General features: G+C 58.3%; 14 protein-coding genes. 7 read left to right on the top strand and 7 right to left on the bottom strand.

Annotated elements, in window-relative coordinates; all coding sequences use genetic code 11:
• Nucleotides 1-32: 32 nt before the first annotated feature.
• The 4 genes from PMI37_RS09880 to PMI37_RS09865 all read left to right on the top strand — a co-directional run bounded on the left by PMI37_RS09880 (nt 33) and on the right by PMI37_RS09865 (nt 15,087).
• Entirely contained in the window at nt 33-2,510 is a 2,478-nt protein-coding gene (locus PMI37_RS09880; protein ID WP_008080423.1) for a hypothetical protein, read from the top strand.
• Between the two features lie 107 nt (nt 2,511-2,617).
• Nucleotides 2,618-7,285 (top strand): Ig-like domain-containing protein, encoded by a 4,668-nt coding sequence (locus tag PMI37_RS09875; protein WP_008080420.1) that lies wholly within the window; start codon nt 2,618-2,620, stop codon nt 7,283-7,285.
• A gap of 56 nt (nt 7,286-7,341) precedes the next feature.
• A complete protein-coding gene (locus PMI37_RS09870) occupies nt 7,342-11,805 on the top strand; it encodes a neuraminidase-like domain-containing protein (RefSeq protein ID WP_008080418.1) in 4,464 nt (1,487 codons plus the stop codon).
• Nucleotides 11,806-11,892: 87 nt separating this feature from the next.
• Nucleotides 11,893-15,087 carry a hypothetical protein gene (locus PMI37_RS09865; protein WP_008080415.1) on the top strand — a complete coding sequence of 1,065 codons (3,195 nt, stop codon included), beginning with the start codon at nt 11,893-11,895 and terminating at the stop codon, nt 15,085-15,087.
• Nucleotides 15,088-15,130: 43 nt separating this feature from the next.
• Here PMI37_RS09865 and PMI37_RS09860 read toward each other — a convergent pair whose 3' ends face one another.
• From PMI37_RS09860 to PMI37_RS09835, 6 genes are all read right to left on the bottom strand, one after another.
• A complete protein-coding gene (locus PMI37_RS09860) occupies nt 15,131-16,462 on the bottom strand; it encodes a DUF58 domain-containing protein (RefSeq protein WP_008080413.1) in 1,332 nt (443 codons plus the stop codon).
• A 109-nt stretch (nt 16,463-16,571) separates the two neighbouring features.
• A complete protein-coding gene (locus PMI37_RS09855; protein ID WP_008080411.1) occupies nt 16,572-17,573 on the bottom strand; it encodes an AAA family ATPase in 1,002 nt (333 codons plus the stop codon).
• Nucleotides 17,570-18,733 carry a DUF4350 domain-containing protein gene (locus PMI37_RS09850; protein ID WP_008080409.1) on the bottom strand — a complete coding sequence of 388 codons (1,164 nt, stop codon included), beginning with the start codon at nt 18,731-18,733 and terminating at the stop codon, nt 17,570-17,572. Before PMI37_RS09850 ends, PMI37_RS09855 begins: the two co-directional genes overlap by 4 nt.
• A complete protein-coding gene (locus PMI37_RS09845; protein ID WP_008080407.1) occupies nt 18,730-20,277 on the bottom strand; it encodes a DUF4129 domain-containing protein in 1,548 nt (515 codons plus the stop codon). Before PMI37_RS09845 ends, PMI37_RS09850 begins: the two co-directional genes overlap by 4 nt.
• Nucleotides 20,264-21,241: a stage II sporulation protein M gene (locus tag PMI37_RS09840; protein WP_008080405.1), complete on the bottom strand. Its 978-nt coding sequence runs from the start codon at nt 21,239-21,241 to the stop codon at nt 20,264-20,266. Before PMI37_RS09840 ends, PMI37_RS09845 begins: the two co-directional genes overlap by 14 nt.
• Nucleotides 21,238-21,963 (bottom strand): RDD family protein, encoded by a 726-nt coding sequence (locus PMI37_RS09835; RefSeq protein WP_008080403.1) that lies wholly within the window; start codon nt 21,961-21,963, stop codon nt 21,238-21,240. Before PMI37_RS09835 ends, PMI37_RS09840 begins: the two co-directional genes overlap by 4 nt.
• Nucleotides 21,964-22,144: 181 nt before the next feature.
• Between PMI37_RS09835 and sbcB the strand changes: the two genes are divergently transcribed.
• Nucleotides 22,145-23,575, top strand: a complete 1,431-nt coding sequence (gene sbcB / locus PMI37_RS09830; protein WP_008080401.1) for an exodeoxyribonuclease I — start codon at nt 22,145-22,147, stop codon at nt 23,573-23,575.
• Between the two features lie 99 nt (nt 23,576-23,674).
• Here sbcB and mvaT read toward each other — a convergent pair whose 3' ends face one another.
• The gene (mvaT, locus tag PMI37_RS09825; RefSeq protein ID WP_007933316.1) at nt 23,675-24,052 is read right to left on the bottom strand and encodes a histone-like nucleoid-structuring protein MvaT; all 378 of its coding nucleotides are present in this window, start codon (nt 24,050-24,052) and stop codon (nt 23,675-23,677) included.
• Nucleotides 24,053-24,391: 339 nt separating this feature from the next.
• Between mvaT and purU the strand changes: the two genes are divergently transcribed.
• Together purU and PMI37_RS32020 are read left to right on the top strand one after the other, a co-directional pair.
• Nucleotides 24,392-25,240: a formyltetrahydrofolate deformylase gene (purU, locus tag PMI37_RS09820; protein WP_007912774.1), complete on the top strand. Its 849-nt coding sequence runs from the start codon at nt 24,392-24,394 to the stop codon at nt 25,238-25,240.
• An 84-nt stretch (nt 25,241-25,324) separates the two neighbouring features.
• Nucleotides 25,325-25,501 carry a hypothetical protein gene (locus PMI37_RS32020; protein ID WP_008080399.1) on the top strand — a complete coding sequence of 59 codons (177 nt, stop codon included), beginning with the start codon at nt 25,325-25,327 and terminating at the stop codon, nt 25,499-25,501.
• Nucleotides 25,502-25,526 lie beyond the last annotated feature (25 nt).

Raw genomic sequence — 25,526 nt, 5'->3', positions numbered from 1 at the left:
AATCCAAGTGCCAAGGCGAGGGGAGTGGGTCGATGGTGAAGGAAGCGCTTCAACAGCTGGTTACGCCGGCCATCACCACGCCAGCGAGAGGGACGGTGATTGATCTCGGGGCGCAGACCATCGCCGGGAGCAAGGCCATCGCCGACGCCACTGTCAGCCTCTTTCGCGATCTGATGCCGCAGCCATTGGGAGAAACCCAAACCATCAGTCCTGAAGGCGATTGGAGCATCAGCATTACGCTGGACAAGCCTGATGTCGGTGAACTGATCCTGCTGGTGCAGCAGAAAAACGAGACGGATTCCTCGGCAGTCAGCGAGGCGTATCCACTGATGGTTCGTCCCTCTGCGCTGGCTCACTTTGAGTCGCGGCTAACCACGCAAGGCAACGTGATCTGTTCGGGATATTCGGACTTCCCGGGCGCCACTGTGACGGTTGAATGCAATGGCCCGGCAGGACGCATCGAGTTGAGTGACACGGTGAGGGATGACGGTCAGTGGCGAGTCGAGTTTCCGGCTGTCGTGCCGGGTCCATACAACTTCTCGGCGCTGCAACGAGTGGCACAAGTAGCGTCTGCATCCACCGCCGGTACGGCCGTTGCGGTCGCCGTTCCCACACCTGTTTTTGAAAGCCTGCACGTTGTCGATCAGGTGCCGACGTTCAAGGGCATTGGCCACCAATGGGCAGGCCAGAATGCCGCTCGAGTGGAGGTGTGGATTGCCAATGGTGCTGCACAGTCTTCAGCTGAAGTCATTGATGGTCGCTGGGAGATTACGGGCAAGGAATGGGCTCCAGGCGCTTACCACATCGAATTTCAACAAGTGTTCAATACGCTGAGATCGGCATACGTCATGCTGGAACCAGACGCTCTCATTGTGACCCCCGTTAGCCCCACTATCGATCAGCCGTTGCCAGACGCTGTGATCGATGAACAGACGCCAACTTTTGCAGGCAGGGCAATCGCCAATGCAAGTGTCGAGTTGCGGACGCTGGATGGGGATGTGTTCGGCCCCACAGTAGCCGATGCTCTAGGGGGCTGGACGTTCCAGGTCGCGGCCGATACTCCGTTGGCGCCGATCAGCCAGACGCTTCAGGCTCGGCAGGTCGTACAAGGGATCGCGTCTGAGTGGGTATCGTGTACCTTCCGAGTGACAGTCCCTGAGCCGGAATTCACCACCCCCTCCGACAATGACGTTGTCGACGCCCCCCCACAGGTGCAAGGGCGGGGCTGGCCCCGCGCAGACATATTTGTCTATCGCGAAGACGGCATACCGATGGGACAAGCCATGGTCAAGCCAGACATGACCTGGACAATGCAACTGGCCAATGCTCCTTCAGGCCCCTGCACGATCAGAGCGCTCCAGGTTGTCGACGGATACGCTTCTGCGCTGAGCGAAGATCGGCACTTTGTCGTGCAGACCCATGCCCCGGTGATTCTGGGTCCCGCAGCCAACGCCTATGTGCAGCGGGAGACAACGGTATCGGGGACAGCGGTTGCCGGTTCAGTCATAGGCCTGGAAGTGAAGATAGACCAGCGTTTGCAACCGGCGGTCGAAAACATCCGGGTCAACGCCAACGGTGAATGGAGTGCCGCCATAGCGCCGACACCCGATGTGGGACCTGCGACGGTTCAGGCGTTTCAGGACTATTACGGAGAATCAAAACCCAGCCCCATCGTCTCGTTCAATGTCACCCCGCAAACGCCGGTTTTCGACAGTGAGTGGGATGGGTCGACGGTCGGCCCGTGGCCGCTCATCTCCGGCAAAGGCTACCCCGGCGACACCATGGTCGTCGTCACGGGTGTCTCGACGGTGTTGATGACCTCTATGGTTGACGTCGATGGCAACTGGCAGCACCCCCCAGATTCCGGCCTGCAAGCGCCGACAGCAGTGCTGAAGGTCAAGGCCCGGCGACATGCGACGACGACCTTCGATTCACCCTATTCACCTGACATCTCCCTGGCAGTGGACCCATTGATAGCGCAGATCTTGATGCCGCAATTACACACCCGCGCGGTGCGCGGCAAAGTGAATATCTGCGGCCGTGGCCTGGCCGGCGCGACGATCGATTTGTTCGTCAACGAGGACGCCTCTCCGATTGCCACGAAGATCCCGGTCACCGTTGAAGGCTGGCAGGTCGAAGTCGCCATGGACCATCCCGCGCCGATGAAGGTTGTGGCGGTACAGAGTAAAGAATTGCTCTGCGCAACGAGTCCGGTACAGGTTTTCGATGTGGTTCCCGCGGCGCCCGAGTTCACCTCGCCGCAACCGGGAAGCGCAGAAACAGGTTGGCTGACTTTCAGAGGAACAGGTTTTACCGGGGACACTGTCGAGGTGTTCGACGCCAGCGATGAAGCGGATGTCCTGGCCGTTGGCAGCGTATACGGCGACAAATGGGTTGCGCCGAGCAATCGCCGCTTGCCGCTGGGTGAGATCAGTGTGTCGGCACGGCAAAGCCGAGGCGGCCAGCAGTCTGACGTGACCGAGCCCCTCACGTTCAAGATTGTCACTTGACCGTCAACCCGTTCGCGATCTGAACGCTGCGTTAACCATAACGAAGCGCTTCGCCCAGTCCTGAGCAACGTTGTTCATGCAGTAACAGTCTCAAGGAGAGACCGCCTATGTCCCATTCCTCTCAACGGCCTGTCGATCAACTGTTTCGTGCAGTGTTCGGTGACTCTGCCTCGGTGACATCGGCATCGGCCCGGCTGGACCCATTCCTCGCGTCCAGGGACAGTGTTTTTGATCTGGTGAACCTGCGCCCGGCCGAGCTTTCCCGGAAAACCGGGTTGAGTATCGAGGACGCAACTCAGTTGGCCGGGCGCGCCAACAGTCTGGCCCTGTACATCGCACGCGCATTCCGCGAGCAGCGTCAGGTACTCAAGTCCCCGTCCGAAGCGCCTCAGGGCCAAGGCGTGCGGGCGCTGGTGGAGCTGCCGACATTTATAGACCAATTCAAACCTGACTTTACCGCCGCCGCCCCAGTCGATGCGATTGAGTCGGCCTATTCACCTTTGGCTTACCTGATTGCGCTGTTGAAGTGGATGTACGATGAAGTCGTCCCGTTGGCCGACCCGCTGACTTATCAACCGCTCACCACACGCCGTCCCGAGCTGATGCAGTTTTTGATGGACTCCATGGCTGTTCGGCGCAGCGCACCGGCACTGGAAATCGTCAATCATCTGCTTGAAGCGCAGATCAAGGAGAAGTTGGGCCGCGACAAGGATGTTGATGCTTTGCTGCGTCGTTCGAGGCATCCGCACAAGCTTCCCTATGATCCGGACTGGCACGCTATTACCTATGTGCTTGGACGCGCCGGCGACCACGTCACTTTGGGTGATCTCATCGGATGGACCGATATCGGTTTCCCTTACTTCAAAAACAAAAACGCTCGGGGTCGCCAGTCAGACACGGCGCTGCGCCTGTTGAGCGGCTTGGGGCCGGTTCAACAGACGCTGTTACTGGAGAGTCCGTATTTTTCGCTCGGTACCCATAGCGTGCACTCAGCTACGCAACGGGTCGATCCTGGTACACGATTGATTGATCCTGACCCTGCTAAATCCGCCGGTGATTTTTACCTGACTAACTTTGGCTATATAGGCTTGAAAGACCTCATGCAGGTCTGGGTTTTGCGCATGTCCTTGAGGCTGGACAAGGAGGGTGTCGAAGCTTTTTTTGCCCTCGCCGACCATGCTCCGACGCTTTCGCCCAATGCCTTGTTGTTGCATCCCGAGGACACAACAGTGTCGGCGGCGCACTCAGGTGCCGCGTACATCAATGCGACAGTTGACCCGGCGATAAGTCTTGCTCGAACCGGACCCGGTGCTGAGTTCGAACTGCAGAATATCGATAACTCGAACGAACATCGCATGGACCGCATCAACCGTAAACGGCGTCTCGATCTGTGGCTGGATTTGACCCCGCGCGAAAGTGATCGACTGATCATGGCGGCCATTCTCGCCGAGCAGCGAGGCGGATCCGGCAATACCGATATCTGGATCAGCGGCAAGACCTTGAGCGCACTGGGTCTGTTTCAGGAGTTGAGGGCGCGCTACAACTGCCCGGCGGAAGATTTTGCAGTGTTCATTGGACTTCTTTCGCCCTATCGCCATGGCGAAGCCGTGGCGCAATTTGATCTTGTCTTCAATAGTCAGACACCTTATCGAGAGCCTCTGCAGCTGGAAGACCGCACATTTGAGATTGTCCCCAGCAGTGAGCAGGACATGCGCATCGCGCATCAGATCTGTAGCGTGTTGAATATCAATTTCGGGACGTATCGTTTTTTGGCCACGCTCATTGCCAAGTCTTTTTCTTACAAGACCCGGCTCGAATGCAGCCTGGAGGTGTTTTCAAGTTTTTACCGGATGGTCACCCTCGCGCGGCTGTTCAAGATCACTCCCGTGGAACTGGGCTCGCTGCTCCAGACGTTGGACAACGGGGGCGACGGGTGGGTAGCGCAGCTGGCCGGTGTGCCTGACATCCAGACGCGAACAAGCGCCGAAACTCCGGACGCGCTCAGCGTGATTCGCGCCTTGATGATGTGTGTGCAATGGTGCAACGACAACGATGTTTCTGCGCTCTGGTTGGCGCAGAACGTAAACCCGGTGCAGGTGACGCCGGTTCAGACGGATGCGCAGAGCCGCTTGCTGGAGCAGTTGCGCAGGCAGGTTCAACCGGTGTTGTTGCTCGAATTTGCATTGATCTCGGCAGGCGTGCCGCCTGGTCACAATGGGCAGGACGGTGTGTGGTTGAGAGCGCTGGCGACATTGGTGAACCCGCAGGGACTGATGATCGGGCGAGCAGAGGAAAGCGACAGCGACTACTTGCTCAGAGCAACCGAAACGATTCGACAGGCCGTCAAGTCGGTGATGGACGTGACCACTGGCCCGCATGAGTTGCTGCGGGTCGAAGCGTTGATCCTCGGTGTTCTAATGCCAGTGCGGGCAGCCCAGCAAGAAGTGGTACGCGAGGCGTTGGTGATTTTTTGCAGGCTGTCTTCGGACGTGGTCCTGGCGACTCTGGCCTGGGCGCAGGGCACGCCTTACTTTCTGCTGGACGCGGCATTTAGCCGTATGCCCGAGCAGATAGCATTAGAGGGCGAGCAGGGCGACGCTGAGCCGTTCCTTACATTGATGGTCGAGCTCGAACGACGTAGCGCCATTGTCCGTCAATTCAAGATCAGCGCGACTTTTCTGACGACATTGTTAGTGGATGAACAATACGTCTGGTTCAACCTCAATGAAAAATATGAAATTTCGATCAACACGGTTTACTACCTGTCGCTGTATAGCCGGGTCCTGGCGCTGGGGCAGCAGCCTGAACAGTTCATCCTTGACTACCTGGTGCAGATCAACCGCTTGCCTGCCGATATGTCGCCAGATCAACTGCGGCTGGTACGTGATGCGGCGGCTGAAAGGCTCGGCACCTTCTTCGGCTGGACCATCAGAGACGTCCTGGAATGCGCCCATCACGTTAATCCCCCTGTAGGTGCGGCGCCGTCGAGAGCGCTGATCAGTAACCTGGCGCAGATTGACCTGTTGCTGCGCGTGCATGCGTTCGCCAGGCAAAGCGGCCTTGACTCCACCATGATTCTTGCGCTGGGTCAGCTGCAGCCTCTGGCATCCGAACAGATTATTGCCGCGGCCGCGAAAAACGTACTGGAAACCCTGCAGACTTCTTCTGTGGTGCAACCTGTCGATGAATCCAGGGAAGTGGGGCAGAGCATTACCACTCGCTGCACCGTTGATTCGAACCGGTTGGTGGCAAGGTTGGCGGGTGAGAAGGCGACCTACGTTCTGTACGTCCTGGATTATTTTGGCAAGCCGTTGCGCGGTGTGCAGGTTTACTGGAACACGGATCTGGGGGTCATGCTGACCCCTGAGAGCATGACCGACAATGAGGGACGAACCGAGGCGCTGCTTCAGGCGGGTAACACGGTCGGCACGGCCCATGTGACGTTCAACCTGGACTTCGGGCAGCCTGCCTATGGGCCGGCAACGATCATCGACTGTGATGAGCCATCGCTCAATTTCGACCTCCAGACGGTAACACCTCTGCCGGTGGAACCGGTGCTGGCCGGGCGCCTGAAAGCCATTACGGCGAGCGTGCGATTGGTTGACGATTTCGGCAACGCTGGGGCCGGGCGTTCGGTTGCATGGGCAACGACGCATGGCGAGGTCGCTCCGAGCGAAGCGTTTACCGATGAAAATGGCTTTACCCAGGTGCAGGTGTCCAGTGCCGAGGCGGGTGTTGCCATCCTGTCCGTTACCTATGGCGAGAATCAGAACCAGATTGTCATCCCCGGCAAAATCGAGTTTGTCGATCGACCTTATCTGCAACCCCTCGCACAGGTATCCGAGGCTGTGGCGGGGCGGCCATTACAAGTTCAATGTGCGGTGGCAGGACTTTCCGGTTCGCTTCAGCCCAACGAGGAGGTCATCTGGTGGACGAGCGCCGATCCGACGCGACATACCGTACCAAGTTCGGCGTTGGGAATTTCGCTGTTCGAGGTTCCCGCTCCTGCGGCGGGAGCATTGACGGTGTTTGCCCAGTTCGCTTCGGATATTGCGCTCCAGCTTGAGGTTGAGGTGGCCAGCGATGTCATCATCCAGACGGCGTCTGACGACTACACCTTCCCCGTGGCGGGTGGGCAGGCAATCAGCTTGTGGGTCGCGCTCGTCGAGCCAGGCAGCGGCAGGGCCATTCCCTACTATTCAGTGCTGTGGACAGTGTCCGCCAGCCCCCTTCCCGGCAATCCGGGGCCCCAGACCACCCGGGTACGCAGTACCGCCGACGGTCGTTCGACGCTCCAGTTCCATGAGCAGAAGGTCGGGCATTACACCGTGACCGCCATGCTTGAGGGCAACCCCCTTGAGACGCGAACTTTTAAAATCGAGGTGATTGCAGCACTGGAGTGGAAGGTCATCCTGTTCACTGAGGACCCTCCTGAAGAGACCATCATCGGCATGGGCGACACCCTCAATCTGCACAAGGGACGCCAATATCGTCTCTCTGTCGACCCGGGGACCGGCAGTCCACTGATTGGCTCACAAGCGGCCTTGAGCTGGAGTTCGAAATACCGTCCGGACATGCTCGACATCAAATTCAGCCCAGGGTTGGCCGCACGTCGCGAGTTCACGGGCGAGCCCATGGTGTGGGTCATCACGTGTGGATACGGCAAAAGCGCTTCATTCGAGTTGGGCCTGCATTGTGATCGCGTGCAGCAGGTGCCGAGTTGGCCGGGCACGTTGAGCCCCTTGAATCCGGGCAAATCCCGACCCGGCCGGTAATGCCCGGCCAAACGATGCCGCTTGAGCTTCAGAGATTGCCTTCAGGGAGAGAGTTCATGGAACAGAAGTTTATCAGTGAGCTGGCAGAGGCTCGTCGGGACGCGATGCTCGATTTGATTCTGGGTGAAAAACTCTGGGATGGAAGCGTAGTGCTGAAGACGCCCAACGACCTCTATGAGTACCAGATGATCGACTCACTGGTAGACAGCAACCATGAAGCCAGCCAGTTATCCGTTTTTGTGGATGCGGTGCAACAACACGTGGGTTCGATCGTCCATGGTATGGAGCGTGGATTCGAGGGCGTTGCTATCGCGCCGGAGATTCTCAGTGAATGGCAGTACCGGCTGTCGTACCCGCTCTGGGCAGGTGGTGAGCGCCTGAAGGACTATGCGTACCATTACATTTTGCCGCAGCATCGCCCGAGAAAGACCACGCTGTTCAAAGCACTGGAAAGCAATCTGGGACAGATGCGGCTCACCACCGACTCGGTGCAGGTCGCGGTGCAGGAATACCTGCACAAGTTCGAGCAAGTCAGCAAGCTGACGCTGCGCAGCGGTTACGTCGACGGCTCCAATTCCCAGCGCGCAACGTATTTGTTCGTGGCCCAGGAACAGACAGAGCCCTTCGGTTACTTTTGGCGCGAAGCGCAGGTAGATCTGGACAATCAAAGCACGACACTCAACCCGACGGCGTGGACAGAGTGGCAGCCGATCGGGGTGCTGGCCTCAGGCAAGGTGCTGAGTATTCGTCTGGTGCGCTGGGCTGGCCGCTTGACTGTGGTGTGGGTCGAATGGCGTGAGCGGTCATCCGACGGTGAAAACTTGCAGTTTCGTTGGTCGCTGGAAATCAAGTGTTCATATCTTTCGTTCAACAACAGCTGGTCACCGGCGTTTTCGCTTTTTCAGGAAAACTATGACCGCGACGTATCCGCCGGCCAGTTTATCGCCGTAGTCCTTGCCCAGCCCGACCCTAAAAATGAGCAATTGGCGCTGTTGTACTCGACCCATGCGTCGCTGAACGGGCAGGCGCTGGACGGTGACCTGGAAATATTCCAGACAAGGGACGCGCTGTTTCGACCGGTCCAGAATGACCAGGCCACGCTGCGTGAATTGCAGTTGATTCGTTTCCCCGGCGAATCATTGCAATTCAAGATCGGGCTCAAAGAACGCACGGCCAGCAGCGTAGTACGTGTAGAGAATGGCGCTGGGCAGATAGAGGGCGAATACAACGCCTGTTTTTCTCTGGAGGCCGTCAGTTATCGCACCGTCGAAACAGGCATCACTTGGGACACTTGGTGGGTACGCGGGCGCAGCACGGCGAAGGTGCCGCTCAAATACGCTTTGAAAGAACTGGCCATCGCCTGGAAAGGCAGTTACGCCGGCCAGGATGTAGAGGTTCAGATCAAGCATCGCGGCGAAGCTTCTCTTGACGTGATGTGTCGCCTGTCCGCGCAAGGCGGAGTTGATTTCTCGTTGCAATTGGAGGGTGAGTCGATTGCCGGTTTCAACAAAAGCGACTTCTCCCAAGACGGCGAAATGGACAGCTGGATTGCTACCAAGCCGTATGCGTTGTCGTCGGCACAGCTGTCTCGATTAAGCCTGCTCACGGCCACTGAAATTCTTGATGGCGCAGGTTTTTCGGTATCTGAGTTCAATACGCGTTTCGCCAGTCAGCAGAATATTCTGCGCAACGCCAATCAATACGCCAGCCCGGAGTTCAAAATCACCTTTGCTGCTCGCTCGGTCAATGATCCTCCGGATTGGTCAGGGATCTGCACCCTGGATGGTGCGTTCACCACACCGTGGGTCAGGTATCGCAGAAACTACGGTGTGCCCTTGGGTATGTCGATGCCGTTCTATTTCGGGGTCGAAAAGCCACACAACGGGACGACGTTCGGTCGTAACCATTTCAGCCTGACGTTCAATACGGCTCTGAGGCTTTTCACGGTTCCGTCGATTGATAAAAGCAATGCCGAGGGCGCCGAGTTCCTGGCCTTCAATAACCCGGCACAGCAATTGAAGTACGTACGCCTTAATACCTTGTTTGGTTTTTCACTGATCCAGCGTGCAAGTATTTCCATACAGGCGTTGTTGGCGTGGGAAACCCAGCATATCAGTGAGCCAGCGGCACCCGATGGCAGCGTTGAACTGAGTGGCCCGTTCGAAGGGGCCAACGGCTTGTTTTTCTGGGAGCTGTTCTTCCATCTGCCCCACCTGATTGCGAATCGGCTCGATGCCGAGGGGCGCTATGAGGAGGCCCAGAAATGGTTGCACTACTTGTTCAATCCGATGGACAAGGAAATCACTGAGCCTGTGCAACCCCACCCCGATGATCCGGTGGTCATCCCGGCCCCGGCTTATTGGCGCTGCCGCCCGCTGCTGAGAGATATCATCATTCCAGCCTATGAGGTCCGTGAGCCTGGTGATCCGAATGCCATTGGGTACACCGCCCCCATTCACTTTCGCAAGGCTGCCTTTCTTGCGTATGTGCGGAACATCATCGCGCATGGTGACTGGTTATACCGTCAATTGACCCGTGACAGCCTCACCCAGGCAAAGCTTTTGTATGTGCGTGCGCTGGCCTTGATGGGCACGGCCCCCGAAATCAAGACCTCCCATCAATGGGAGCCGCGAACGATTGCACAGTTGCTTGCCGATGCAGACTCGCAAACGGCGCTGAAACAATTCGAGAGCGAATTCGAACTTCCAGTGACCGATGTCCCCGTAGGCACCTCGGCTCGTACTCAATTCGGGCTGTTGGGCAGCAAGGTGTTTCGCCTGCCGCTGGATGAGGTGGTGGTCAGGGTGTGGAAGGATCTCGACGCGCGGCTGTTCAACTTGCGCCACAGCCTGACACTGGATGGCAAACAAGTGTCCATCCCGCTGTTCAGTCCACCGATTGACCCTGAAGAGCTGCTGATCGCAATGGGGCAGGGGGCCAGCGGACGTCCCAGGAGCGCAGGAGGCCAATTGGTGGTACTGCCTTATCGCTTCAGTTACCTGCTTGAAGTCTGCAAGGGCATGGTCAATACCCTGATCAGCGACGGTGAGCAGGTACGCCAGTACATGGAACTGTTCAATCGTGGCGAGCAGGAAGAATTGCAGTTGAGCCAGGTCACCCGTTTGGGCAGTTATGCGCAGACTATCCAGGAAGGAGCGCTGGCCAATCTGCTCGGCTCGCAAAAAGCACTGGAGCAAAATGCTGCATTGGTTCAGCAACGCATTGATCACTACGCAGCGCTCGTCAAGGAGGGCATCAGCGAGGCCGAGTACGATGTGATGAAAGATACCGAGTTGGCAAAATATCTGGAGCTGGGTGTGGCAGCGTTCCAGACCGTTGGTTCGGGATTGGAGTTGATTCCGAATATTTGGGGCCTTGCTGGGGGGGGCTATCGTCTGGCAGCCATTCCGTATGCATTGGGTGGTGCAATGGGTATTGCGGCCAAGGTTCTGATGATGGACGCCGAGAAAAATGCCATCAATGAGCAGTATCGCCGTCGGGACGTGGAGTGGCGGTTTGCCCTGGATCAGGCCCGGCAGGAAATGCGCGGCGTCAATGAACAGATTGCAGCCCATCAGCACTCCATCAATGCCGCCAAAGCCAACCTGGAACAATCAAGGGTCGCTAGCGCTCAGGCCGTGGAACTATATGAATTCTTCAAACGACGCAGTACCAATGGCGAACTCTACAGTTGGTTGCTGGGGCAACTGAAGTGCATGTATTTCCAGGCTTACGATGCGGTGCTTGGCATGTGCCTGAACGCCCAGAGCAGCTTGATGTATGAAACGGGCGAATATGACGTGAGCCATATCCCTCTCAATACCTGGGATGATCAGTGGCACGGACTGACTGTCGGTGAATCGTTGCGCCATGCTTTGCTGATGATGGAGAAGGCCTATCTCGTTCGACACGAACGTCGTCTGGAGTTGGTCAAAACCATTTCGCTACGCCAATTGCTGACAGGCCCTGATGCCACACCCGAGGATGAAAAACAGTGGGACGATCTGATCAAGGGCGATATTGGAGAATTGACATTCCGCTTGGCGCAAAAGTCCTTTGACGAAGACTATCCGGGTCACTATCTCCGTCAGATCATCTCTGTCTCGGTCACCCTCCCGGCGGTAGTGGCGCCCTATCAGGACGTACGTGCGCTACTGGTGCAAACCGGCAGTCATACCGCCATCAAACCGACGATCGAGTCGGTACGGTATCTTCATCAGGTGGCGTCGGGCGGTGCCGCCCCCAGTGAAGTCAAGGTCAACGTGCGTAGCAGTCAGCGGATTGCCGTGTCTTCCGGGCTGAATGATAACGGCGTTGTTGCGCTGGAGTTTACCAATGGCCGCTACTTGCCATTTGAGGGCACGGGGGCCGTTTCCTCCTGGAAGTTCAAGTTCCCTCGTCATAACGATCCTCGACAAAAGCAGATCATCCAATCTTTGACCGACATCATCTTCCATCTCAGCTATATGGCAGCCGACGGCGGCGCGGCATTTGCCGCTGAGGTCGAACAAGAATTGTAACGCCACTACCCGCAACGCGGTTGAGCAGGCTCGACGCACAGACGCTCGGGCAGTCGATGGCAACGTTAGGACAAGGAAGGCACAACCATGAATACGCCAGCGCTTCTCGCGAACAAGAACCTTATCGTCAATGGAGAGTTTGTCTCGAATGTGGACGGCTGGACATTGTCGGATTACACCAAAGGTACGGCGGCTCAGGAGCTGGACTCCGGGGGCACCCTGCGCTGGCACTTGAAACTGGTCAACGAAGGCGAGGCATTGCAAACGGTTCACGTGCCGGTCAAACCTCAGCCAGGGGTGGTTTATTGTTTGCGGTTTGAGTTTCAGTCGACCAATGGCGCCACGTGTCAGGTTGTGATCAGTCCGGACAGCGGGCCCGAGCAATCCTATGAATTGGTCTCATCGTCGCTGTTGGATAATCCCCAGCCTCTCGTGCTTTATCTGGAAAAATTCGAGCAACCCATCGAATTTTATTCGCCTGCGGAACAACAGGTCACGATCCGCTTTGTCACCCCGGCCAACAGCGGTCAACCTCACCGAGGGTTGCGCGTGACGGGTGTAAGTGTCGAGGTTCAACTGCCCCCATTGCAGGTGCAGTCGTTGAAGTTTGATGGGGATGAGATAGAAACCACCGATAAGATCTTTCTTTGTCGAGGTGCGGGACTGGCAGGTACCGAACCGCACCGACTGTCGATCACACCGAAAGCCGACAGTCCGTGGCTTGGCACCCGGGTTTCACTGTTGCTCGATGAATCTGCCGAGCCCTCTGGAGGCGTCAGTTCGGACCCTGAGTTGGGTCAAGAGCAGCCGATGGAGGGGGGCTGGAAGTTAATCTGCGCCGACATGGATGAGCCGGACACAGAGCATTCGTTAGGGATCCGCAGCGAATACACCGCTGAAATTTATTCAATACCGGCAATGTTGGGCCATTACAGGCTGATACTTGAGGTGGTGGACGGGCCGTTGTACTACCCGGTGGTTGAACTGGATGAAGACATTCCGATCACCGTCCGCGTGAAGTCCTACTACACGCAAAAACCGATGGCCTATCGCAAGGTAACCTGGACGCTCGGGGGCAAGATCTTGGATGAGAGCCATACCAACGCGCAGGGCGATGCGACGTTCACGTTCAAACCCGATAACACGCAAGGCGGGCTGCAGACGATCGTCGCATCGGTAGATAGTTTTTATTACCCGGATAACGCTTCTCTGGAGGTTCCCGTCCGGGTACTGCTGGACAGTCCGTGGCACACGGTCGAGTTGCAACTGGACGAAATCGACGCGGCGCTCTGGGGAGACGCAACGGCTTATCCCAACCGCGGTGGTTCACATCAACTCAAGCTTTTACTGCCCGCAGATCACCCATTGGAAGATACCGATTTTGCCTTGAGCTGGCTTGCTGGGGGGGACTCACCGCAAACACTGGGCGTGGGCTTCAGTCCATCGCTGGAAATATTTGTGCCGTTGGCAGAGGCATCGGTGATATGGACCATGGCCGCCGAGAATAAACGCAACGGTCAATATTCATTGCTTGTGAGTTGTTCAAGGTTGAAAACAGCGTCCAGACCGAACCTGATGAAGCTGGCGCATAACTGGTTGGATAAAGGCGAGACCCGGATGTCCACCAAATATCCGGTCATTGATGACGAGACCGTTGCTTTACTGAGTCTTCAGGTCAGATCGCAAACCATCGACGCTGATGCTCCCGAGGTGATTGTGGGCTGGCGCGTTGGAGAAGGCCCCGTCGTAGAACGCACTACCGGGGCGGGTGGATGGAGTGAGTTCCCCCATCAACCCAAAACCGTTGACCCCATCAATATAACTGCGCAGGTAACAAGCCCGTACGACAAAAGCAGTTTCTCTCATACATTTGTCCTGGCACCGGTGCAGTCCAATCCGTGGACAGAGTTCACCAGCCTCTCGATGCGGGATATGCCATTGGATGCAGCTGTAGGCATTGTCTGCCTGTCGGGGGAGGAGGGACAGCTGAAGCTGGATTCGATCAAGCCCGAGTTTTCCGGCGAATGGATACACCTTGAAATGTCAGATCAGAACCCGGAACTCGATCTGGTGTTTGATCCGCCCCTGGGCGAAAAAAAGCGACTGGAATACGGGCAGGCGCTGACATGGAGTATCAAATCGAACGCACCCATAGGGGGGCGTTTCAGCCTGCGCATATGTTGTGAGGGAGTTCTTCCAGCTTGGGAGATTGTCGGGAGGGTGATCTCCAAAAATTTTGAAAATGAAGCAACGCTGGCTTTTGATCAATTCAAAATCGACCCTGTGTTGGGTGGTTTTCCCTGCCTGGGGATGAATCTGCCTTTTATTTTTCAGTACAGGGCAGGCAGTGCGCTGGCAGGTCTCGATGTGCAATTGAAATGGGAGGGGCAACCCCCTGCTGAGCTCAAGATAAAGGTCGACCCTGAACCGGGTACCTCGGTTGAACTGACCGCGGAAGGAGCCAAGTGGAGTCTGGATTGTCGGAGCAGCGTGGAGATAGGCACGTTCACATTGACGGTGCTCATTCCGGGCATCGGACCAGGCTTCGCGTACGGACCTTTTGCCATGAATCTGGGCCATCACCGGGTCGATTTTACCGGTATCGAACATGAGGCCATTATTGATCCTGTGGTTGCTGAACAGGAGCGCGTCGGGGTGGCGCAGCAGGTCCGATCCCTATTCACCGAACGGCCCGTCGAGGACGTGCCTGTGACGTGGAAGGGCTCCACGGATGGACAGGCCACTTCCGAGCCAAGCCGCCGCAACGGATTTTCCTTGTTTTTGTACCAGCCGAAAACCGTCGGTCCTCATGAGGTCATCGCTGAGTTGGAGAGTAAGTTCGACGGTGAAATTTACAGCAGAACGATGATGGTCAAGGCACTGGCAAGCAATGTCTGGGACAACGTGGAATTTCAGTTTGACAGTACAGAAGTCAGTCCCTGGGGAGAAATGACGGCGTTCGCGCGTCGCGGCCAGACGCATACAGTCACCCTCAAACTCAAGGATGCGACCCAACTGCCGGTCAATACTTACGTGCAGCTGGGCTGGAGAGGACCAGGCGCAACTGAACTGGGTGTGACAGTCGATTCTGCGCTGGGTACGAGGCGTCTGTTGACGGCTCAGGGGCTGACCTGGAGATTGACCTTCAGTAATACGCCGGGTCTGACAGCAGGCAGTTTTTCGTTGTTTCTGGTTGCCGAGCGGGTACTCGCCACTTCGCCGGAAAACCCTTTCACGATCAATGCCTCGACCAGCGCACAGTCGCAGGATGTTGCGGGTTGAGCGGTGCGTCTGGCAAACAAACCGTCGGGTGATCAATCGGCATTCAGAGCTGGCCGGCTTTTTTCCAGCTCAGATAAAGCGTGGCCAATTCTGCCCCCAGCTCAGCGGGACGAACATCCAGTAACTGCACACCATGAGCCGCCAATCGCTCATGGTGTGCATGGCGGCTGTTCAGGTAGTCAACGGTGCCGCAATAGTTGAGCGCTTCATCGAGGGTTTGCACGCCCGGCAACTGCAATGGGTCGAGCACGTTTTCGCGCAAGCTGGCCAGCAGAACGCGATGTTGCTGACTCAAGTGTTTGACGGCGCTCAGCAGTTCTTCATCGTCCTCCTCGCGCACATTGGTCACCAGCACCACCAGCGCTCGGCGTTTCTGCCGGGCCAACAGTGGACGGATCGCCGCCTGATAGTCCGCCGGGCGTTGACTGCTGTCGAGGTCGTAAACACTGTTGAGCAAAACGTTGAGCTGCCCGGTGCCCTTGATTGGCGCAAGGTAACGCGGATGCTCAGCAGCGAACGTGCACATGCCCACCGCATCACCCTGACGCAACGCCACATAACTGAGCAGCAGACAGGCGTTCAGCGCATGGTCAAAGTGCGACAGTTCATCATCCTGGCTGCGCATGTTGCGTCCGCAATCGAGCAAGAAGATGATCTGCTGATCACGTTCGTCCTGATACTCACGGGCGATCGGTGTGCGCTGGCGGGCGGTGGCTTTCCAGTCGATCTGACGCAAGCTGTCGCCTTCACGGAATTCGCGCAGTTGATGGAATTCCAGACCCTGACCACGGCGCTGTTTTTGCCGCACGCCGAGCTGGCTGAGCCAGTTGTCCACCGCCAGCAGTTCACCCCCATAGAGCCGGGCGAAATCCGGGTAGACGCGGGTGTGACCGGTGACGTTGAGCAGGCGTTTGCCTGACCATAAACCCAGTGGGCTCGGCAGGTTGATTTCGCAGTGTTCGAAGCTGAAGTGCCCACGTTTGAGGGCGCGCAGGCGGTAGCCGATGTGGCTGATTTTGCCGGGTTGCAATTCGACGTTCAGCGGCAGGTTCTCAAAAATCAGGCCGTCCGGCACGTGGTCGAAGAGTTGCAGGTGCAGCGGCTCGCTGAAGTCGTGTTCCACCTCCAGGCGTACTTCGCCCCAGCGCCCGAGCGCGAGGCTGCCGGGCATTTGCCGTTTGACGCGAATGGCGGGCAGGCGCTTGAGGCGCAGGGCATCGATGGCGGCGAGCGTCAGCAGGGCGAGCAGCAAGCCCCAGTTGATCGACAGCAGGCTGGGCGGGAGGTCGATATCCAATGCCTGCAAGGCGCCGAGGACGATGCCGATGGCCAGTAGCAGTGTCAGCCAGATCAATAGGAGTCTTGAGGGTTTCATGGCATGGCACCGGGGTGTTCGTTGAAAAGATCGCAGCCTTCGGCAGCTCCTACATGGAACATCTGTAGGAGCTGCCGAAGGCTGCGATCTTTTCTGCCCAAAACGGATTTCACAGGCGCGGCGCCGGGATCTGGTCGAGCAGTTGCAGCAACACCTGATCGACTTGCAAGCCTTCGATGTCCAGCTCCGGAGCGATGCGCACGCGATGGCGCAGCACGGCCAGCGCGCAGCCCTTGATGTCGTCGGGAATCACGAACTCGCCGCCGCGCAGCAACGCGCGGGCACGGGCGCAGCGTACCAGCGCAATCGAGGCGCGCGGCCCGGCACCCAGGGTCAGCCCCGGCCAGGTGCGGGTGCTGCGTGCCAGTCGAACGGCGTAATCGAGCACCTGATCATCCATCGGCAGATCACTGGCAATGCGTTGCAGGGCCTGCACATCCTTGGCTTGCAACACCGTGCGCAGGGGTTGCACATCGAGCATGTCAGCGCGGGTCGAGCGACTGACCTGACGCACCATGTTCAGCTCTTGTTCGGCGTCGGGGTAATCCATGCGCACTTTGAGCATGAACCGGTCGAGCTCGGCTTCGGGCAGGGGGTAGGTGCCTTCCTGTTCGATCGGGTTCTGCGTTGCCAACACCATGAACGGTTGCGCGATCGGCAGGGCGCGACCTTCAAGCGTCACCTGGCGCTCCTGCATCGCTTCGAGCAACGCCGCCTGGGTCTTTGCCGGCGCGCGATTGATCTCATCGGCCAGCAGCAGGTTGGTGAACAGCGGGCCTTTGCGCAGTTTGAACTGCTCGGTCTGCAGGTCGTACACGGCGTGGCCGGTAACGTCGCTGGGCATCAGGTCCGGGGTGAATTGAATGCGCGCGAACTCGCCGCCAAAGCAACGCGCCAATGCGCGTACCAGCAAGGTTTTACCCAGCCCCGGCACGCCTTCGAGCAGCACGTGGCCGCCAGCAATCAACGCCGTGAGTACGTCGTCGATCACCTGATTCTGGCCGATCAGGGCTTTCTGCAATTCGCTGCGAACCGCTTGCGCCAGTTGACTGGCGCGCTGGCGTTGCTGGGCGGCGTGGCTGGCGCTGCCGGGCTCGGTCTGTTCATTCATAGCGTGTTCCTCAAGGTTTGCAGGTGGGCGACCTGACGGCAGAACTCGGCGCTGGACAAACGCTGGTTCGCAACCGGGCTCAGGGCCTGGCTGATGGCACGGGTCGGCTGGCGGGTCAGGCGTGACAGCGCCAGCCATTGTTCGGCGACATTCAATCGATCAAATCCGGGGTGACGGCGTCGAGCGCGGCGCAACACGTCCTGTTGCAGCGCTTGCAGCAATGCTTGCTGACCATTGTGGCGCAGGACGAAATCGGCGCTGGCGCGCAGATGCTCCTGCAACCGTCGCCGCCCGCTCGGGGCCGGCGCCTGGAGCGGGCCATGGCGCACGCCGACATGCCACAGCCACAGGCCGATCAAGGCGAGCAGGGCGACGATGGCCTGCGGGAAGTAGCGCCAAAGCAAGGTCAGCAACCCGTCGTGTTCAGTGTTGTAGATCAACGTGACGTCGGTGTCGGCGCTCAGGTACCAGAGCAGCCAGGCATTGTCGTATTGGCTGATGGTTTTGTTCTTCCACAACTCGGCGTCGGTGACCACGGTGATCGAGCCGAGGCTGTAGGGCAGTTGCATCATGTGCGTGGCCCTGGCGCTGTTGGCCCAGGCTTGCGCGAGATCTTTCGGGTCGTCGAGGTGGAAGTCGGTGTCGAAACCGGCATAGGCCGGTGCGTCTTCATCTTCCAGATAGAGCTTGGTCAATTGCGGGAAGCGCTCTGGCTCCTGATCGTTGGGCGGCTCCTTGAGGTCTTTGCTCAGCGACTGATGCAGTTGCACCCGATCGAGCAGCAGATCGTTGCTCTGGCGGGTCTGCTCGTCCCATATCGACTCGGCGACAAACACCAGCCGCCCACCGGCGCGCGTCCAGTTGAGGACTTGCTCGACTTGACGCGGGGTCATGCGTGAACGGTCGTTGAACAACAATAGCGTGTGTCGACGTGGGTCGATGTCGGGGAGTATGGCGAGGCTTTCGGCGTGGCTGACGTTGAGGCCGCGTTGCTGTAAGAACAGCTCTGCCGCCAGATACGGATTGGCCTGCACGGCAGGCGAGGGGCCATGATCGACTTCTTCCTGATAAGGCTTGGCCTTGAGGAACAGAAAAACGCTCAACGCGACAAGCAGCGTACCGATCAGCGCGCCGATCCACCACAGTGAACGCCGGTTCAAGACCGGGCCCCGTGACCGAACAGGGCGCGCCAGCCATCGCACAATTGCTGTTGCAGATGCGCCGCCGGGATTCGATGCCCGTAGGCCATGTTCTGCCAATGAGTGGTCAGTTCGCGGCTGAATGCGAGCAACTCCGGGCGCTGCAATTGTTCAACGCGCGCCAGCACCTGATGTTCGGTGTCGGCGGGTTTCAAGGTCAGCGCAAAGTCATGCAGCAGGTGGCTGAGCAGACCGCGATAGAGCAGGCTCAGCGCCGCGCGGGGCTGGGTTTGCCAGAGTTGTTCGGCGCGGGTGGCGATGTCGTCGGGCAGGGTGTCGCGGTTCAAATCCAGGCCGAAGGCTTGTTGCGGCAGCGCTCGCTTGGGTTTGGCCGGCAGGGACGGGCGGCGGCTGACGAAGGCTCGCAGAAATTCACGGTAATGCCAGACCAGCCAGCCGAGCAAGGCAATCACCGTGCCCCACAGCAGCACCTCGATCAGCTTGGCCAGCGTGTTGAAATGCTGACCGTCGAGCCATCCCAGCAGCGTCTTCAGCCACTGCGGTGCTTCACCGGGTTCTGAATCCTTGGCTGGCGCTGCCGGGTCTTCGCCAAAACGGTAGCGGGTGACGGACTCCTTGTTCTTGAACGGCGGCTGTTCGAGCAGGGCCTTGATACTGTCGCGCGAGGCCTGGCTGGTCAGCGGCTGATTCAACAAGCGCGGAGCATCGGGCCCGCTGTCGGCTTCGGCAGCCCACACCGAGGGCATGTTCGGCAATACCAGACACACCGCCAGCAGCAGACCCAGCACAGCGTTGTTCAGGCGTTGGCGCAAGCGACGGAACACCAGTTCGATGTCCCAGGCTTCCAGGTGCGTTCGGCGGTTCAGATAAAGGCTGAACCCGCAGGCGACGTAGATCGGCTCCCATACCACCAGCACCAGCGCATAAAAAGCATTGGTCAGGTGCTCCAGCCAGCGCCAGTCGTGGTCCGCCGCAAGAATCAGCGATTGCCAGTCCCAATCGGTTTCAATCGGCTGCGGCAGGAGCATGTAGAACAGCACCATCAAGCCGATCCACAACGCCGTTTCCAGGTGCACGCCAATGATCGTCAGCCATTGCGCAGCGCCCGCGCTGCGCTGCAACAGCACGGTTACCCGTTGCTGTCGCGCGTTGCCATCGAGGCCCTCAAGTTGCATCACTGGCATCAGAAAGCTGCGGCTCAGGCTCAGCCGGCGCCAGGTCAGGCTGGCCAGCAATTGAGGTTTGAGCAGCCGTGGCCACTCGCGCAGCGCTTGCTTGAGCGTCGGTGTTTCGCCGAACAGTGCTTTGGAAAGGATGTACAGCGGCAGGCGTTCGTAGGCTGGTTTCAACCACCAGAAAATAAACACCGCCAGCGACGGAGAATCCCACAGCAGCAGGCTGAGCACGGCAAACAGCGGCAGGGTGACGATGGCCCAACTGGTCATCAACAGACGTCGGTGCTGCTGAGACATCAGCACGCCGAGATCCATGGCTTCCCAGTTCGTGCGTGGACGGATCACCACCGTGGCGTCACTCAGGCGCATGGCGATTCCTTCCGGCGAACAACAGATAGGTCGCGACCATTAACCAGAGCCCGGCGCCGACCAGGTATTTGGTCAGCGGGGCGACACTGGTTTTCGATGACCAATAGGCCTCGATGAACGCCGCGATCAGCAGAAACACCATCACTCCGCAGACCAGCAACACGCTTTTGCGCGCCGCGCGTTTCAAGGCTTCGGCGCGGGGCAGGCGCCGGGGGGCAATCAGCGCCCAGCCGAGTTCCAGGCCGGCCGCGCCGGCGAGGGTAATCGCCGTCAGTTCGAAGGCGCCATGGCCGATGACGAACGGCCAGAAGGTCTGGCCGAAACCGATCTCGGTCAGGTGCCCGGCGACCGCGCCGATCACCAGCCCGTTGTAGAACAGAAAGAACGCGCTGCCGATGCCCATCAGCAATCCGCTGGCGAAGGTCTGGAAGGCGATGCCGATGTTGTGCATCACGTAGTAACCGAACATCACCCAGTCTTCGCTGGCCGCGCGCTCGGCGGGACGACCGAGGTGGCCGGCGACGGGGTCGTACATGCCTTGCATCTCGCGCACCTGTTCGGCGGGGATCAGGTTGTAAACCAGCTCGGGAAACCCATACACCAACACACCAACACCGATCAGACTGCCGAAAAACAACAGCGCCGCGACCAGCACAAAAGGCCATTCGGCGCGCACCAGTCGCGGAAAATCGGCGAGGATAAAGCTCAGCAGATTGGCCCCGAGACGACTGCGATGGCGATACAACTGCTGATGCCCGCGCAGCACTTGCTGTTGCAACGAGTCGATGAGGAAACTGCTGTAACCGCGCTCCTGCGCCAACGCCAGGTGCTGGCAAAGTCGGCGATAGGCTTTGGGGAAAGCGCTGACCTGCGAGGTGTCCTTGCCGCGTTCAAGACGTTCGAGGGCCAGCGCAAAACGCTCCCATTCGGCCTTGTGGCGACTTTCGAAGAGGCTTTGCTTCATGTCGGGCCCAACAAGCCGCGTGCGATGCCGTTGAGTTCCGTCACGGCTTTGGGCGCGGAAATGTGGAGCGGCTGGGCGAGCAGGGCGGCCAGTTCATTGACCCGCGCTGCTGACAATTCGCCCTGACGTTCGGCAAACCCGAGCACCGCGCGTTGTTCGCTGAGGGTCAGCACAACGGGTGAACGGCGCGGTTCGGCCTCGGGCAGTTGCGGGCGGGTCAGCTTGCGTTCGCTGTAGACCACCAGCGTGCCGGCGGCAATGTCGCCGAGGCGTTTGAACGTCGGATGATGCAGGCAACTGAGGGTGCCGAGAAAGTAGCCGAACGGCAGCAGATCGACGAAGCGCAGCAGGTTGCGCAGCAACGAAGCCGACCAGCCCACCGGTGTGCCGTCATCGTGGACCACGCGCAGGCCCATCCACTGTTTACCAGGCGACTGGCCCTGACGCAGCACTTCAAACAGCACCATGTACCACCAGCTGATGGCGAACAGCAGCAACGAACCGAGACCCAGACCCAGCTTGCCGAGGAACGCCAGCGCGATAAACAGTACGCCCGCGATCACACCGCGAATGCCCAGATCGATCGCGAACGCCACAGACCGCACCATTAATCCGGCCGGACGCAGGGGCAGGTCGATGCCTTCCGGCGTTTCGACCTGATGCCGCGTATCCAGCGGCGGGGCCAGCGGTGCTTTCCTTGGCGGTGCTGTGGTCTCGAGCATGGGCTACCTGATGTTCGCCTGTTCGGGGTGCAAGTGCGTCCGATGCTAGCAGCCTCTCGGGGGGAAACGACATCACTATGTATTGCACCGCGTGTGAGGCAACGTGCAGAAATGACGCGAGGCTGGCCGCGACAAGGGTTGAGCGCCTAGACTTTGCCGATCTTCAGTTCAGGAACCGCCCGTGACTTCAATCTTCTGGTACGACTACGAAACCACTGGCATCAATCCGCGTAACGACCGCCCGCTGCAGGTCGCCGGGATTCGCACTGACCACGAGCTCAACGAAATCGACGCGCCGGTCAACCTCTACTGCCAGCCCAGCGAAGACATCCTGCCGCACCCGGCGGCCTGTGCAATTACCGGCATCACCCCCAGCCAGCTCGCCGAAAAAGGTTTGAGCGAAGCCGACTTCATGACTCGCGTACACGCGCAACTGGCCGCGCCCGGCACCTGCGGCGCGGGTTACAACACCTTGCGTTTCGACGACGAGATGACGCGTTACAGCCTGTATCGAAACTTCTTCGATCCCTACGCCCGGGAATGGCAGGGTGGCAACAGTCGCTGGGATCTGATCGATGTGGTGCGCGCCGCGTACGCATTGCGCCCGGACGGCCTGGTCTGGCCGACCGATGACGAGGGCCGCGTCACCCTCAAGCTTGAACGCCTGACCGCCGCCAACCACATCGATCACGGTCATGCCCACGAAGCGTTATCCGATGTGCGCGCGACCATCGCGCTGGCCAGACTGATTCGCGAGAAACAGCCGAAGCTCTATGACTGGCTGTTTCAATTGCGCAGCAAACAGAAGGTCATGGATCAGATTCGCCTGTTGCAGCCGCTGGTGCATATTTCCGGGCGCTTCTCCGCGGCGCGCAGTTACGTCGGCGTGGTCATGCCGTTGGCCTGGCACCCGAAAAACCGCAATGCGCTGATTGTCTGCGACTTGCACCTCGACCCGCAGGGCTTGCTCGACCTGGATGCGCAAACCCTGCGCCAGCGCCTTTACACGCGCCGCGACGATTTGCTCGAAGGCGAATTGCCGGTACCGCTCAAGCTGATTCACATCAATCGTTGCCCGGTGGTGGCACCGTTGTCGGTGTTGCGCGCCGAAGATCAGCAGCGACTGGGTCTGGACATGGCGCTTTATCAGGCGCGAGCACTGCGACTAACTGACGCACAACAAGTTTGGAAAGATAAAGTGGCGGCGATTTATGCCAGCGAAGATTTCACCCCCAGCGAAGATCCGGAACAACAGTTGTACGACGGATTTATCGGTGATCGCGACCGCCGTCTATGTGAGCAAGTGAGAGCGTCCGATCCGGCACAATTAGCGCAAGAGCAATGGCCTTTCGATGATGAACGTTTGCCTGAATTACTCTTTCGATATCGAGCGCGTAACTTTCCCGATACGTTGAATTCTGAAGAGCAAGAGCGCTGGAGAATATTTTGCCAGCAGCGTTTGTCGGTGCCTGAATGGGGGGCGCCGAATACCCTGACATCATTTATCAACACGGCCGAGCAATGGCTGCTTAGTGCGACGCCGATGCAGAGCGCGGTGATCAATGAATGGCAGAATTATGTCCAGGCATTACGCAAACGTTTGGATCTTTGAAATCGAACATGCCCGGCATAAATGTCGGGCATAAAAAAACGCCAGCATTGGCTGGCGTTTCTTTTTCGTCACCGATCAATCAGCGACGGGCGTTGCGGCTTAGCCCAGCAGGGTAGCCCAGCCTTCAACCACGTCACCGCCCCACTTGGCTTTCCACTCTTTCAGAGTTTTGTGGTTGCCACCTTTGGTTTCGATGACTTCGCCGTTGTGCGGGTTTTTGTATTGTTTAACTTTGCGAGCACGCTTGGTGCCGGTAGTTTTTACTGCGCCGCCGCGTGGTGCTTTGGTTTTCGACTCTGGGTCCAGCAGCGCGATGATGTCACGCAGCGACTTGGAGTATTCGCCCATCAGGGTGCGCAGTTTGCCTTCGAATTCCAGCTCGGTTTGCAGTTTGTCGTCTTGCGACAGGTTCTTCAAACGGGCTTGCAGCTCTTTGATAGCTTCTTCGGTGGCGCGATATTCGTTGATCAAGGACATGAGAACTACCTTATGTGGAGGTGTTGAATGGCAGGGGACAGTGCCGCAATAATAGTCAGGCTGTTTCATCAAGTAAACATTTAACCGGAGTTTTTATTTAAATTAGTTACGATTAATAGGCATGAATTGATTGTTCCGTTAAATAGTGTGATGCAGTCATCACAGATATTCACAAAGATCTGTTGATGCGGCGCCACTAGAGCGCCATCACGTTGACGTTTATCCCCGTCAAAAAGCCGTATCGTCTGCCCAAACCCACGCCAGCGCCGATCAATACTGCAGTTTTCCCGCGCAGTCGCTAGAATGGCGGCCTTTGCGAAGTTCTGGAGTCTTCCCCTCATGCGCACTTTTCGTCTGGTGATTTCTTGCCCGGACCGCGTTGGCATCGTTGCCAAAGTCAGTAATTTTCTGGCAGCCCACAATGGCTGGATCACCGAAGCGAGCCACCACTCGGATAATCAGGTGGGTTGGTTCTTCATGCGTCACGAAATTCGTGCCGACTCGCTGCCATTCGGTATTGAAGTGTTGCGCGAGAAGTTTGCACCGATCGCTGAAGAGTTCTCGATGGACTGGCGCATCACCGACACCGAGCAGAAAAAGCGCGTTGTATTGATGGCCAGCCGCGAATCCCACTGCCTGGCGGACTTGCTGCACCGCTGGCACAGCGATGAGCTGGATTGCGAAATCTCCTGCGTGATTTCCAACCACGACGACCTGCGCAGCATGGTCGAGTGGCACGGCATCCCTTATTACCATGTGCCGGTCAATCCGCAGGACAAGCAACCGGCCTTCGATGAAGTGTCGCGTCTGGTCAAACAGCACGACGCCGAAGTGGTGGTGCTGGCGCGCTACATGCAAATCCTGCCGCCGGACATGTGCCGCGAATATGCACACAAGGTCATCAACATTCACCACAGCTTCCTGCCGTCGTTCGTCGGTGCCAAGCCGTACCACCAGGCTTCCCTGCGTGGTGTGAAACTGATCGGCGCGACCTGCCACTACGTGACCGAAGAGCTGGATGCCGGCCCGATCATCGAGCAGGACGTGGTACGTGTCAGCCACAGCGACAGCATCGAAGACATGGTGCGTTTCGGCCGTGACGTCGAGAAGATGGTGCTGGCTCGCGGCCTGCGTTACCACCTCGAAGATCGCGTGCTGGTGCACGGCAACAAGACCGTGGTGTTCTGATCGAACGCCCGCAGGCTTGAAAAACCAAGGGTCTGGGCGTTCAATCGTCCAGACCCTTTGTCATTTCTGCTTTGAGGAAAAGCCATGACCGATCCACTGGACAAAGCCACTTCCAAAGCACCGGCGACGTTGGGCGAGGGGTGTTTGAGTCGCTACGACCCGGAGGACATGAGCCCGGAGGATGGCACCGAGTTTCCCGGTGCAGCTGAATTGTGGGAACAACTCAAACCGGAGTCTGATGATGAAACGGTGGATGCCTGAAAAGATCGCAGCCTTCGGCAGCTCC

It is taken from the genome of Pseudomonas sp. GM80 (genome assembly GCF_000282515.1).
In the GTDB taxonomy this organism is placed as follows: Bacteria; Pseudomonadota; Gammaproteobacteria; order Pseudomonadales; family Pseudomonadaceae; genus Aquipseudomonas.
Note: the sequence above shows the minus strand (reverse complement) of the source record. Positions and strands in the feature narration are given on the sequence as shown.

Excerpts from the sequence above, each read along its gene's own strand:
- PMI37_RS09880 (WP_008080423.1), top strand. The coding sequence starts at position 33 with ATGGTGAAGGAAGCGCTTCAACAGCTGGTTACGCCGGCCATCACCACG.
- PMI37_RS09875 (WP_008080420.1), top strand. The coding sequence starts at position 2,618 with ATGTCCCATTCCTCTCAACGGCCTGTCGATCAACTGTTTCGTGCAGTG.
- PMI37_RS09870 (WP_008080418.1), top strand. The coding sequence starts at position 7,342 with ATGGAACAGAAGTTTATCAGTGAGCTGGCAGAGGCTCGTCGGGACGCG.
- PMI37_RS09865 (WP_008080415.1), top strand. The coding sequence starts at position 11,893 with ATGAATACGCCAGCGCTTCTCGCGAACAAGAACCTTATCGTCAATGGA.
- PMI37_RS09860 (WP_008080413.1), bottom strand. The coding sequence starts at position 16,462 with ATGAAACCCTCAAGACTCCTATTGATCTGGCTGACACTGCTACTGGCC.
- PMI37_RS09855 (WP_008080411.1), bottom strand. The coding sequence starts at position 17,573 with ATGAATGAACAGACCGAGCCCGGCAGCGCCAGCCACGCCGCCCAGCAA.
- PMI37_RS09845 (WP_008080407.1), bottom strand. The coding sequence starts at position 20,277 with ATGCGCCTGAGTGACGCCACGGTGGTGATCCGTCCACGCACGAACTGG.
- PMI37_RS09840 (WP_008080405.1), bottom strand. The coding sequence starts at position 21,241 with ATGAAGCAAAGCCTCTTCGAAAGTCGCCACAAGGCCGAATGGGAGCGT.
- PMI37_RS09835 (WP_008080403.1), bottom strand. The coding sequence starts at position 21,963 with ATGCTCGAGACCACAGCACCGCCAAGGAAAGCACCGCTGGCCCCGCCG.
- mvaT (WP_007933316.1), bottom strand. The coding sequence starts at position 24,052 with ATGTCCTTGATCAACGAATATCGCGCCACCGAAGAAGCTATCAAAGAG.
- purU (WP_007912774.1), top strand. The coding sequence starts at position 24,392 with ATGCGCACTTTTCGTCTGGTGATTTCTTGCCCGGACCGCGTTGGCATC.
- PMI37_RS32020 (WP_008080399.1), top strand. The coding sequence starts at position 25,325 with ATGACCGATCCACTGGACAAAGCCACTTCCAAAGCACCGGCGACGTTG.